At 60.1% G+C, this 12,663-nt stretch carries 11 protein-coding genes; 9 read left to right on the top strand and 2 right to left on the bottom strand.

Features of this window, described 5'->3' with window-relative positions:
- The first annotated feature begins 50 nt into the window (after positions 1 to 50).
- From BMS17_RS10135 to tldD, 3 genes are all read left to right on the top strand, one after another.
- Positions 51 to 3,854 carry a YhdP family protein gene (locus BMS17_RS10135; RefSeq protein ID WP_046026833.1) on the top strand — a complete coding sequence of 1,268 codons (3,804 nt, stop codon included), beginning with the start codon at positions 51 to 53 and terminating at the stop codon, positions 3,852 to 3,854.
- Between the two features lie 242 nt (positions 3,855 to 4,096).
- Entirely contained in the window at positions 4,097 to 4,945 is an 849-nt protein-coding gene (locus tag BMS17_RS10130) for a carbon-nitrogen hydrolase family protein (RefSeq protein WP_046026832.1), read from the top strand.
- A gap of 18 nt (positions 4,946 to 4,963) precedes the next feature.
- Positions 4,964 to 6,406 (top strand): metalloprotease TldD, encoded by a 1,443-nt coding sequence (tldD, locus tag BMS17_RS10125; protein WP_046026831.1) that lies wholly within the window; start codon positions 4,964 to 4,966, stop codon positions 6,404 to 6,406.
- A gap of 61 nt (positions 6,407 to 6,467) precedes the next feature.
- Here tldD and yjgA read toward each other — a convergent pair whose 3' ends face one another.
- Complete coding sequence (yjgA, locus tag BMS17_RS10120; protein ID WP_008026892.1) at positions 6,468 to 6,992, bottom strand: ribosome biogenesis factor YjgA; 525 nt, start codon at positions 6,990 to 6,992, stop codon at positions 6,468 to 6,470.
- A 107-nt stretch (positions 6,993 to 7,099) separates the two neighbouring features.
- On the opposite strand from yjgA, the gene pmbA reads away from it, so the two are divergent.
- From pmbA to BMS17_RS10090, 6 genes are all read left to right on the top strand, one after another.
- On the top strand, positions 7,100 to 8,446 hold the full coding sequence (gene pmbA / locus BMS17_RS10115) for a metalloprotease PmbA (RefSeq protein WP_046026830.1): 1,347 nt from the start codon (positions 7,100 to 7,102) through the stop codon (positions 8,444 to 8,446).
- 135 nt (positions 8,447 to 8,581) lie between these two features.
- Positions 8,582 to 8,989, top strand: coding sequence for a hypothetical protein (locus tag BMS17_RS10110; RefSeq protein ID WP_046026829.1), 408 nt, complete (start codon positions 8,582 to 8,584; stop codon positions 8,987 to 8,989).
- Positions 8,970 to 10,346, top strand: coding sequence for an aspartate ammonia-lyase (locus tag BMS17_RS10105; RefSeq protein ID WP_046026828.1), 1,377 nt, complete (start codon positions 8,970 to 8,972; stop codon positions 10,344 to 10,346). Before BMS17_RS10110 ends, BMS17_RS10105 begins: the two co-directional genes overlap by 20 nt.
- A gap of 27 nt (positions 10,347 to 10,373) precedes the next feature.
- Positions 10,374 to 10,802 (top strand): hypothetical protein, encoded by a 429-nt coding sequence (locus tag BMS17_RS10100; protein ID WP_046026827.1) that lies wholly within the window; start codon positions 10,374 to 10,376, stop codon positions 10,800 to 10,802.
- A gap of 1 nt (position 10,803) precedes the next feature.
- Positions 10,804 to 11,415, top strand: a complete 612-nt coding sequence (locus BMS17_RS10095; protein WP_077430875.1) for a superoxide dismutase — start codon at positions 10,804 to 10,806, stop codon at positions 11,413 to 11,415.
- Between the two features lie 30 nt (positions 11,416 to 11,445).
- On the top strand, positions 11,446 to 12,339 hold the full coding sequence (locus BMS17_RS10090) for a ZIP family metal transporter (protein ID WP_077430874.1): 894 nt from the start codon (positions 11,446 to 11,448) through the stop codon (positions 12,337 to 12,339).
- A gap of 47 nt (positions 12,340 to 12,386) precedes the next feature.
- On the opposite strand, the gene BMS17_RS10085 is transcribed toward BMS17_RS10090, so the two are convergent.
- Positions 12,387 to 12,662, bottom strand: a complete 276-nt coding sequence (locus BMS17_RS10085) for an HPr family phosphocarrier protein (protein ID WP_046026824.1) — start codon at positions 12,660 to 12,662, stop codon at positions 12,387 to 12,389.
- Position 12,663: the final 1 nt, after the last annotated feature.

Raw genomic sequence — 12,663 nt, 5'->3', positions numbered from 1 at the left:
ACGGCTGGCCTCAGCTTTTTGCAGCATTTTTGCCATGGGAGCCAACTGACATGGAGCGTCTGACACGCATTTTGGTCGCACTCACCCGCTGGGGGCTGGGCCTGTGCGCGTTGGCATTGGTGTTGATGGCGTTGTACGTCAGCCTCGGCCGGGAGCTGACGCCACTGGTGGCTGAATACCGGGCCGAGGTCGAAACCAAAGCCCGTGAGGCCTTCGGCGTGCCATTGCAAATCGGCGCGCTTGAAGGCAGCTGGAGTGGTTTTGCGCCGATCCTGTTCGCCCATGACGTAACGGTCGGCGAAGGTGCCAATGCCTTGCGTCTGGATCAGGTGCGTGCGGTGCCTGACCTTTGGGGCAGCCTGTTGGCTCGTCAGTTGCGCATCGCTCACCTGGAGCTCAATGGCCTGAAGATCAGCCTCAAGGAAGGCACCGACGGGCAGTGGGCGCTGGAAGGGTTGCCGGTGCAGAAGGATCAGCCGCTGGATCCCGAGCAACTGCTTAATCGCCTGCAGATCGTCCAGCAGTTGTCGGTGATCGACAGTCAGGTGACCTTGCAACCACTGGATCAACCGGCGCTGACCTTGACCTACGTCGGCTTCACGCTGAAAACCGGAGCTTCGCGGCAGCGTCTCGATGCCCGAATGACCTTGCCTGATGGTCAGCCAGTGGCCATGAGCCTGCGTACCCGTATCCGCGCCAGCCAGTGGCAGGATGGGGAGGCCGAGGCCTACCTGAGCCTGCCGCAAAGCGATTGGTCAAAATGGCTGCCCGAGCGCCTGACCCAGCAATGGAATTTTTCCGAGATCAAGGCCGGCGGCGAGCTCTGGATCAATTGGGGCCAGCGCACATTGCAAAGCGCGGCGATTCGCCTCAACGCGCCGCAACTCAAAGGGGCGTATGCCGAGCGCAAGCCGATCCAGATCAATAACCTGGCACTCAATGGTTATTTCCAGCGCAGTGCTGAAGGCGTCGTGGTGACCCTCGATTCGCTGGCCATGAGCTTCGGCGAGACGCGCTGGGAGTCGCATCTGCAACTCAAACAGACGTCGGCCACTGACAAGGTCGAAGAACTCTGGCACCTGCAAGCCGATCGACTCGACCTCACCCCGCTCACGCCGCTGCTGAACGCCTTGGGCCCACTGCCCAAAGGTGTCGCCACGGCAGTCGAGAAACTCAAAGTGACCGGTGGGCTGCGTAATGTGCTGATCGACATGCGGCCCAATGCCACTGACGACAGCAAGTTCAGCTTCGCCGCGAACCTTGACCAGGTAGGTTTTGATGCCTATGCCGGCGCCCCGGCGGCGCGAAATGTAAGCGGCAGCATCAGCGGTGACCTCGGCAAGGGTGAGCTGCGCATGGACAGCAAGGACTTTGTCCTGCACCTGGACCCCATTTTCGCCAAGCCATGGCAGTACATCCAGGCCAACGCCACGTTGACCTGGAAACTCGATAAAGAAGGCTTCACCCTGATCGCGCCCTACCTCAAGGTGCTTGGCGAAGAGGGCAAGATTGCCGGCGATTTTCTGATTCGCCTGTATTTTGATCCCGCCAAGGAAGATTACATGGACCTGCGGGTGGGTATGGTGGAAGGCGATGGGCGCTACACCGCCAAGTACCTGCCGACCGTCCTCAGCCCCGCACTCGACGAATGGTTGCGTACGGCCATTCTCAAAGGCGCGGTGGATGAAGGTTTCTTCCAGTATCAGGGGTCGCTGAACCATGGCGTCGCTGATACCGCCCGCAGCATCAGCCTGTTCTTCAAGGTGCACGATGCCGAGCTGGCGTTCCAGCCAGGCTGGCCGCATGTCAGCAAAGTCACGGGTGATGTGTTTGTCGAAGACAGTGGTGTGCGGATTCTGGCCAGCAAGGGCCAGTTGCTCGACACTCAGGTCAAGGACATCTACGTCAATATTCCCCATGTGCCGGATGGAAAAAGTGTCCACCTGTTTCTTGACGGCGAGTTTGCCGGTGGTTTGGGCGATGGGTTGAAGATTCTCCAGGAGGCGCCCATCGGCACGGCTGAAACCTTCGCCAAATGGGAAGGTGAGGGTGAGCTGCAAGGCAAACTGAAACTGGATATCCCGCTGGCCCAAGGCGAGAAGCCGAAAATACTGGTCGACTTCAAGACGGCCAGGGCGCGCCTGAAACTTCCCGAGCCACCGCTGGAGCTGACTCAGCTCAAGGGCGATTTCCGCTTCGACAGCACCAAGGGGCTGAGCGGGCAGAACATCAGCGCCCGCGCCTTTGATAAACCGGTCACCGCGCAGATTTTCGCTGATGGCAACGCCAGCAATCTCAAGACTCGCGTTACGGCTTCCGGTCATGTCGAAGTCAAAAAACTCACTCAGTGGTTGAACGTGACTCAGCCGTTGCCGGTGTCCGGGGTGATCCCGTATCAATTGCAACTGACCCTGGATGGCGCCGACAGCCAGTTGATGGTCAATTCAAACCTCAGAGGCGTGACGGTTGATCTGCCGGCTCCGTTCGGCATGGCGGCCGATGCGGGGCGCGACACGACATTTCGCATGACCTTGCAAGGTGCGGAGCGTCGTTATTGGGTCAATTATGGTGAGTTGGCAAACTTCACGTTTGCAGCCCCGAACGGCAATTTTGCCGAAGGTCGTGGTGAGCTGTTCCTCGGTGGTGGCAATGCCGTGTTGCCCGGTACCAAAGGCCTGCGCGTGCGTGGCGTACTGTCGGAACTGGATGTCGGCCCCTGGAAGGATTTGGTGGACAAGTACGCTGGCCAGGATCCGGGTGGTAATGCCAAGCAGTTCTTCAGCGGTGCAGACTTCCAGATTGGCAAGCTCAGTGCACTGGGCAGTACCCTCGACAAGGCATCGGTGCAGATAAACCGAAAGCCCGCCGCCTGGGCTTTGCAACTCGACAGCCAGCAGGTCAAAGGCACGGTCGGTGTGCCTGACGCGAAAGGCGCGCCGATCACGGTCAATCTGCAATACGTGCGGCTACCCGCGCCGGATCCCAAGGCACTGACCGACGATAATGCGCCCGACCCTCTGGCCACGGTTGACCCGACAAAAATTCCGGCACTGGACATCACCATCAATCAGCTGTTCCTGGGTCAGGATCTGGTGGGTGGCTGGTCGCTGAAAGTCCGTCCGACGCCGCGGGGCATTGCATTCAATAACCTGGACATGGGGCTCAAAGGCATTCTGTTGCAGGGCAGTGGCGGTTGGGAAGGTGCGCCAGGGAGCTCCAGCAGTTGGTACAAGGGGCGAATCAGCGGCAAGAATCTAGCCGATGTGCTCAAGGGCTGGGGGTTTGCACCGAGTGTCACCAGCGAAGAGTTCCATATGGATGTTGACGGTCGCTGGCCCGGTTCGCCGGCGTGGCTGGCCAGCAAACGGTTCTCCGGCACCCTTGATGCTTCCCTTACCAAGGGCCAGTTTGTTGAAGTCGACGGCAGTGCCCAGGCGCTGAGAGTCTTCGGCTTGCTTAACTTCAATTCCATCGGTCGCCGTTTGCGCCTGGACTTTTCCGACCTGTTCGGCAAAGGGTTGAGTTATGACCGGGTCAAAGGTTTGCTGGTCGGTACCAATGGCGTCTACGTCACCCGTGAACCGATCCGGATGACCGGTCCGTCCAGCAATGTTGAACTCGATGGCACGCTCAATCTGGTGGGTGATCAGATCGACGCCAAATTGCTGGTGACGTTACCGGTTACCAACAATTTGCCGATTGCCGCGTTGATCGTTGGCGCGCCGGCCGTTGGCGGCGCGCTGTTCCTGATCGACAAACTGATTGGTGATCGCATGGCGCGGTTTGCCAGTGTGAAATACACCGTCAAAGGCCCGTGGAAAGAGCCGAAAATCACCTTCGACAAACCTTTTTGAGTCGCTTTTCGAAAAGGCACTCGCCAAGGCGATGGAGTAGCATGGCCGAACACATTTCAATCAGCGACGCAGATCCTGTAGCAGCTGGCGAAGCCTGCGTCCGGCTGCGCAGCAGTCGTGAACCCGGTCAACATGGTCTTGCAGGTAAACCGTGCAATCCGGTGTTACGACTGCTGCGCAGCCGGACGCAGGCTTCGCCAGCCGCTACAGGTTGGCGGACACTTCTCAAGTAAGGAAAGGCCATGTCTGTAGCGGTGATTCAAATGGTCAGCCAGAGCGATGTGCTGGCCAATCTGGCCCAGGCTCGCCGCCTGCTTGAGCAAGCGGCGGCCGGTGGCGCGCAACTGGCCGTGCTGCCGGAAAACTTCGCCGCGATGGGCCGTCGCGACATCGCCGATATCGGCCGCGCCGAGGCGTTGGGCGACGGGCCGATCCTGCCATGGTTGAAACAGACCGCCCTCGACCTCAAGTTATGGATAGTCGCCGGCACATTGCCGTTGCCGCCGGTGGATCAACCGACGGCGAAGGTGCATGCCTGTTCGCTGTTGGTGAATGACCATGGCGAGACAGTGGCGCGCTACGACAAGCTGCATTTGTTCGATGTGGACGTGGCGGACAATCGCGGACGTTATCGCGAGTCCGATGACTATGCTTATGGCAGTGGGGTGGTCGTGGCGGATACGCCGGTCGGTCGAGTCGGCCTGACGGTGTGTTACGACCTGCGCTTCCCGGAGTTGTACAGCGAATTACGGGCTGCCGGGGCGGAATTGATTACCGCGCCGTCGGCGTTTACGGCGGTGACCGGCGCGGCGCATTGGGATGTGCTGATTCGCGCCCGGGCCATCGAGACTCAATGTTATGTGCTGGCGGCCGCGCAGGGTGGGACTCATCCGGGGCCGCGAGAAACCTGGGGGCATGCCGCCATCGTCGACCCTTGGGGCCGGATACTGGCGCAACAGGATCAAGGCGAGGCCGTGCTGCTGGCCGAACGAGATAGCAGCGAACAGGCGTCCATCCGGGCGCGGATGCCGGTGTCCAGTCACCGGCGCTTTTTCTCGCAGGGCGCTCAGCGACCTGCCTCAGAACGATGAATTGAAGGCGTAAAGCATATGAGCGAGTTGTTGTCCTCAGTCAGTGAACACCTCCTGGCGCCCGGTGGCGTAACGATCGAGAGCCTGCAAGGCGTGCTCGGCGACCTGGCTGGCCCGGGTATCGATGCTGCCGACCTGTATTTCCAGGGGCAGATTTCCGAGTCCTGGGCGCTGGAAGACGGGATCGTCAAGGAAGGCAGCTTCAACCTCGACCAGGGCGTCGGCGTACGCGCGCAATCGGGTGAAAAGACCGGTTTTGCCTACAGCAATGCCATCACCCTGGAAGCCCTCGGTGCCGCGGCCCGTGCTGCGCGCTCAATCTCCCGCGCCGGGCAGAACGGCACGGTGCAGGCTTTCACGACCCAGGACGTCGCCCAGTTGTATGGGCCGGACAACCCGCTGGAAGTGATCAGCCGCGCCGAAAAAGTCGAACTCCTTAAACGCATCGATGCGGCTACTCGTGCTCTCGATCCGCGTATCCAGCAAGTCACTGTGAGCATGGCCGGTGTCTGGGAGCGGATTCTGGTGGCCTCTACTGACGGCGGCCTGGCAGCGGATGTACGGCCATTGGTGCGCTTCAATGTCAGTGTGATCGTCGAACAGAACGGTCGCCGCGAGCGTGGCGGTCATGGTGGCGGTGGTCGTACCGATTACCGTTATTTCCTCAGCGATGACCGCGCCATGGGTTACGCCCGTGAAGCATTGCGTCAGGCACTGGTCAACCTTGAAGCCATTCCGGCGCCGGCCGGTACGTTGCCGGTGGTGCTGGGTTCCGGCTGGTCTGGCGTGCTGCTGCACGAAGCGGTCGGCCATGGTCTGGAAGGTGACTTCAACCGCAAGGGCAGCTCTGCCTACAGCGGGCGCATGGGCGAAATGGTTGCGTCCAAACTGTGCACCATCGTTGATGACGGTACGTTGGCGGGCCGTCGAGGTTCCCTGAACGTCGACGACGAAGGCACCCCGACCGAGTGCACCACGCTGATCGAAAACGGCGTACTCAAAGGCTATATGCAGGACAAGCTCAATGCGCGCCTGATGGGCGTGGCTCGTACCGGCAACGGTCGTCGCGAATCTTATGCGCACCTGCCGATGCCGCGCATGACTAACACCTACATGCTGGCGGGCGAAAGTGATCCGGCAGAAATCATCGCCTCGGTGAAGCGCGGCATCTACTGCGCCAATCTCGGCGGCGGACAGGTGGACATCACCAGCGGCAAATTCGTGTTCTCGACCAGCGAGGCGTACCTGATCGAAGACGGCAAGATTACTGCCCCGGTCAAAGGCGCGACGTTGATCGGCAACGGGCCGGAAGCCATGAGCAAGGTGTCGATGGTCGGTAACGATCTGGCGCTGGACAGCGGCGTGGGCACGTGTGGCAAGGATGGGCAGTCGGTGCCGGTGGGTGTCGGCCAGCCAACGCTGAAAATCGATGCGATCACTGTGGGTGGCACAGGCGCATAAGTGGCTTTTGAGAAAAGAGAAGCTTCGGGTGAGCCGCTTGGCGACTCACCCGAGAAGGGACTTAACGCAGGCCGCGTTGAGTCTCGTCCAGCTCACGGATGTACTTGAAGATTTTACGGCTCGATGCCGGTGGCTTGTTGGTCGCCAGTTCGTGCTGGGCCTGACGGATCAGGGAGCGCAATTGCTGACGATCAGCTTCCGGGTAGTCGAGCACGAACTTCTCCAGGACTGCATCGTCGCCCGCGATCAAGCGATCGCGCCAGCGTTCCAGGCCATGGAAACGTTCGTTGTACTGCCGAGTGGAGGCATCGAGTTGATCGAGCAAGGTCAGAATGGCGTCAGTGTCCTGATCGCGCATCAGTTTACCGATGAACATGAGGTGCCGTTTACGCGCGATATTCGCGGTGTGCTTGGGCGCATCGCCCAGAGCCCGGCGCAAAGCGTCGGTCAACGGCAGTTTTGCCAGCAAGTCAGGCTTGAGTGTTGTAAGGCGCTCGCCAAGGTCAACCAGAGCATGAAGCTCACGTTTAACCTGGGATTTGCTTTTTTCTCCCGTATCGAGGGAGTCGTCGTAAGAATCAACCATGGTGGCCGTCCGCAAAGAAACGCCGCCATGATAACCAGTCGGGGGCCGCTTGTCCGGCCCGGTCGCTCGAAGGCCATACCGAAAGCAGAATTTGAGTGGAGAACAGCATGAGTGCAGTTGAAAGCGTCGGCCCACAAGCGTTGCCGGCACTGCAAGAACAAGTCGAGCAGATCATTGCTGAAGCCAAGCGTCAGGGCGCCAGTGCCTGCGAAGTCGCCGTGTCCCTGGAACAGGGCCTGTCGACGTCGGTGCGCCAGCGCGAGGTCGAAACTGTCGAGTTCAACCGCGATCAGGGCTTTGGCATCACCTTGTATGTCGGTCAGCGCAAGGGCTCGGCCAGCACCTCGGCCAGCGGCCCTGACGCCATTCGGGAAACCGTCGCGGCGGCGCTCGCCATCGCCAAGCACACGTCCGAAGACGAAGCCTCGGGCCTGGCCGATGCTGCGTTGATGGCCCGCGACCTGCAGGATTTCGACCTGTTCCACCAATGGGACATCACTCCGGAACAAGCCATCGAGCAAGCGCTGGCTTGCGAAGCCGCGGCGTTTGCCACCGATAGCCGGATCAAGAATGCCGACGGCACCACGCTCAGCACCCATCAGGGCTGCCGCGTGTACGGCAACAGTCATGGGTTTATCGGCGGCTACGCGTCGACCCGACACAGCTTGAGTTGCGTGATGATTGCCGAGGCCGATGGCCAGATGCAGCGCGATTACTGGTACGACGTAAACCGCCAGGGCAACTTGCTGACCGATCCGGCGATCATCGGTCAGCGTGCCGCGCAGCGGGCGGCGAGCCGTCTGGGCGCGCGTCCCGTACCGACCTGCGAAGTGCCGGTGTTGTTTTCCGCTGAACTGGCCGGTGGTTTGTTCGGCAGCTTTCTCTCGGCCATTTCCGGCGGCAGTCTGTACCGCAAGTCGTCGTTCCTTGAAGGCACACTGGGGCAGAAGTTGTTTCCTGAGTGGTTGACCATCGATGAGCGTCCGCATTTGATGCGCGCCATGGGCAGTTCCGCGTTCGATGGCGATGGCCTGGCGACTTACGCCAAGCCGTTCGTCGAAAAAGGTGAGTTGGTGTCCTACATCCTCGGCACGTACTCCGGGCGCAAGCTCGGGATGCCGAGTACTGCCAACGCCGGCGGTGTGCACAACTTGTTTGTCACCCATGGCGATGAAGATCAGGCCGCGTTGCTGCGTCGCATGGGCCGTGGCCTGCTGGTCACAGAGCTGATGGGGCAGGGCCTGAACATGGTCACCGGCGATTACTCCCGTGGCGCAGCGGGTTACTGGGTCGAGAACGGCGAAATCCAGTTTGCCGTGCAGGAAGTGACCATCGCCGGCAACATGCGTGACATGTTCAAGCAGATCGTTGCGGTCGGTAATGATCTGGAATTGCGCAGCAACATTCGCACAGGTTCGGTGCTGATCGAACGCATGACGGTCGCGGGTAGCTAACGCTTAACCGTTACGCAAAAAGGCGCGTTACCCGGGTGCGGGAAACGCGCCTTTTTTGTGCCTCGATTTTATCGGGGTTGTTTTGGTTCTCATTATCATATAATAATTAATCTCATTACCGAATGAGCCCGGATCATGAGTTCTGCCTTGCACGAGCAGCCTTACCTCGAAAGCTGGCGCTGGATGAGTCGCCAGATCCGTTGCGCCATGGACCCTGACGAACCACGCCTGATCGCCCATTACCTGGCTGAAGGCCGGTATTTGGCCTGTTGCACGGCAACGTCTCCCTGGACCATCGCCGAAACTTCCTTCCGTTTGTTACTCGACACTGCCGCCGATGTCGCGCTGCCCTGGCACTGGCGCACTTACTGCCTCGACCAGGCCTGGCGCCCGCTGCGTGAACTCGAACGCCTCTCTCTGTGCAAGTGCCGCCTCACGCGCTGGCAACGCTACACCTGGCAACTGGCGACCTGCGAGTTGCAGCCCTCGATTCCTCTCATAGAACTGGTGCAAGGATTTTCTGATGACCAAGACACGCATTGAACGCGACAGCATGGGCGAGCTTCAGGTCCCGGTGGATGCGCTCTATGGCGCGCAGACCCAACGGGCGGTGGATAACTTCCCGATCAGCGGCAAGCCGATGCCCGTGCAGTTCATCCGCGCGCTAATCCTGGCCAAAGCGGCCGCCGCCCGGGCCAACGTCGAGCTCAAGCAAATCAGCGAAGCTCAGGGTGCTGCCATTGTCGAGGCGGCATTGGGTCTGCTCACCGGCGATTTCATGCGGCACTTCCCGGTGGACATCTTCCAGACTGGCTCTGGCACCAGCTCGAACATGAATGCCAATGAAGTGATCGCCACCCTGGCCAGCCGCGTACTCGGTGAGCCGGTGAACCCCAACGATCATGTCAATTGCGGCCAAAGCAGCAACGACATTATCCCGACGACGATCCATGTCAGCGCGGCGCTGGCGTTGCATGAACAGCTGCTGCCGGCGCTGCTGCGCCTGGTGCAGGTGATCGAGCACAAGGCTGAGACCGTTCACCATCACGTCAAGACCGGTCGCACCCATTTGATGGACGCGATGCCGGTGCGCATGAGCCAGGTGCTCAACGGATGGGCGCAGCAACTCAAAGCCAACATCGGCCATCTGCAAAACCTGCTGCCAAGCCTGCAATCCCTGGCGCAGGGCGGCACCGCGGTGGGCACCGGCATCAACGCGCATCCCGAGTTCGCCGCGCGTTTCAGTCAACAACTGAGCGAGCTGACCCACGTCCCATTCAAGCCCGGTACCGATCTGTTTGCGCTGATCGGCTCCCAGGACACGGCCGTTGCGGTCTCCGGGCAGCTCAAGGCGACGGCGGTGTCCTTGATGAAAATTGCCAACGACCTGCGCTGGATGAATTCCGGTCCGCTGGCCGGTCTGGGGGAGATCGAACTCGAAGCCTTGCAGCCGGGCTCGTCGATCATGCCCGGCAAGGTCAACCCGGTGATCCCGGAAGCCACCGCGATGGTCGCCGCTCAGGTGATCGGCAACGACACCGTGATCACCATCGCCGGTCAGTCAGGCAATTTCGAACTGAACGTGATGCTGCCAATCATCGCCCAGAACCTGCTCAGCAGCATTGAATTGCTGGCCAACGCCAGCCATCTGCTGGGTGAAAAAGCGATCTCCAGCTTCAAGGTCAACGAAGCCAGACTCAAGGAAGCGCTGTCGCGCAATCCGATACTGGTCACCGCACTCAACCCGATCATTGGTTACCAAAAAGCCGCCGAGATTGCCAAGAAGGCTTATCAGCAAGGTCGGCCGGTTATCGACGTGGCACTGGAACACACCGACATGACCCGCAACCAGCTTGAGGTTTTGCTGGACCCGGAAAAACTAACCGCAGGCGGCGTGTAATCACTGCCACCGCTTTGGAGGCTCACCATGGAGCACTGGAAACGCACGATCGAAAGGGCTAATCACTGTTTCATGCTGGGCGAACTGGTCGATGCCCGCGAGGCTTACTTGCAGGCACTGGCCCTGGCTCAAGTGTTGTTTGAGCGTTGGGCGGATGCCGACGAAGCGGTGGCGGCTTGCGTGATTTCCCACCACAACCTGGCGGACCTGCATCTGCGGCTGAACCAGCCGGAGGAGAGCGCCGAGTATTTGTGTGCGATCCACCAACGGTTGTTGCAGACCCTGCAGGATCCGCGTCTGGCACCGGCCCTGCGCGATGCCGCACTGCGCCAAAGCAGCAAAACCTATGTCGAACTGCTGAATTTCATCAGCGAGCACGGCGAGTATCCGCGCACCCATCGTTTGCTGCACAGCCCGGCGGTCGCGCCTGCGCCTTTACATCATGGAGTCCATTGAAATGGCTTTTACCTTGCCTGCCTTGCCATACGCCTATGACGCCCTGGAACCGCACATCGATGCGCAGACCATGGAAATCCATTACACCAAGCACCACCAGGCCTACATCAACAACCTCAACACCGCGGTTGAGGGCACGGAGTTCGCCGAGTGGTCAGTTGAAAAGCTGGTCGCCAGCGTCCGGCAACTGCCGGAAACACTGCGCGCCGCTGTCATCAATCAGGGCGGTGGCCACGCGAACCATTCGCTGTTCTGGGAAGTGATGGCACCTCACGGCGGCGGCAATCCCGAAGGTGCACTGGCCAAGGCGATCGATGAGCATCTGGGTGGTCTGGACAGTTTCAAAGAGGCGTTCACCAAAGCGGCGCTGACCCGTTTCGGCAGTGGTTGGGCCTGGCTGAGTGTCACGCCACAAAAAACGCTGGTGGTGGAAAGCAGCGGTAACCAGGACAGTCCGCTGATGAACGGCAATACGCCGATTCTTGGTCTGGATGTGTGGGAACACGCCTATTACCTGCGCTATCAGAACCGCCGTCCGGAATACATCAATGCGTTCTACAACGTCATCAATTGGCCCGAAGTCGCTGCGCGCTATCAAGCCGTGCTGGTTTAAGTCCTCTATAAAAACAATCCAAGGCTGACTATGGGCACTGAAACACTGGCGATCGGAAGTGGGCGGATGTTTCGTTACGCTGTGGGATCGCTATTACTGATGGCAGGCATGGCCTTGCTGGTGGCTCAAGGGCTCGCCTGGCTGGACCTTGAGCCGAGACTGTCGCGTGCGTTGCAGGGCGGTGCGATCTGCGCGCTCGGCACCGCGCTCGGTGCGGTGCCGGTGCTGGTCATTCGGCGCATGCCCCAGGCGCTCAGTGACACATTGCTGGGGTTCGGTGCCGGCGTGATGCTGGCGGCGACGGCGTTTTCGCTGATCGTGCCGGGCATTTCCGCCGCTGAAGGCCTCGGCCTGACGCCGTGGTCAGCCAGTGGACTGATCTGTTTCGGCATCATGCTCGGGGCGTTTGGTCTGTATTTGGTTGATCGCAAGGTGTCGAGCGCTTCACCGGAAATGCTCATCGGCACGCTTGAACATCCGGTGATTCCTCCACGCATCTGGCTGTTCGTGTTCGCCATCATTGCCCATAACATCCCTGAAGGCATGGCCGTCGGCGTTTCTGCCGGCGGCGGCATGCCGGACGCGGACAGCCTGGCCATGGGCATCGCGCTGCAGGATGTGCCGGAAGGGCTGGTGATTGCGTTGGTGCTGGCTGGGGCAGGGATGTTTAGGATCAAGGCATTTCTGATTGGTGCGGGATCAGGCCTGGTCGAGCCGGTATTCGCGCTGTTGTGCGCGTGGCTGGTAAGCCTTGCCGAACTGTTGTTGCCGTTGGGATTGGCGTTGGCGGCGGGGGCGATGCTGTTGGTGGTGACCCACGAAGTGATCCCGGAGTCGCGACGCAATGGTCATGACAAACTCGCGAGCCTTGGCTTGTTGATCGGATTTTGTTTGATGATGGTGATGGATACGGCGCTGGCGTAACGCTGAGCTGTAGCAGCAGGTTTCGCCAGCTGCTACAGGGCGAGGTGTTACTCGCCTTCGTCGAAGAAGTTATTGATCAATGCCACGAGCGCATCCAGTGCTTCCTGCGCTTGCTCACCTTCGGTACTCAGGTGGATTGTGGTGCCCTTGCCGGCGGCGAGCATCATCATCGCCATGATGCTTTTACCGTCGACCGTGGATTCTGGGGCACGTCCTACCCTGATCGTGCAGTCCTTGAACTGACCCGCCACTCCAACGAATTTTGCAGAAGCGCGGGCATGCAGGCCCAGCTTGTTGATGATTTCAATTTCCAGAGCAGGCATC

It is taken from the genome of Pseudomonas sp. C9, from assembly GCF_002000165.1.
GTDB lineage: Bacteria > Pseudomonadota > Gammaproteobacteria > Pseudomonadales > Pseudomonadaceae > Aquipseudomonas.
This window is presented reverse-complemented; position numbering and strand designations above follow the sequence as displayed.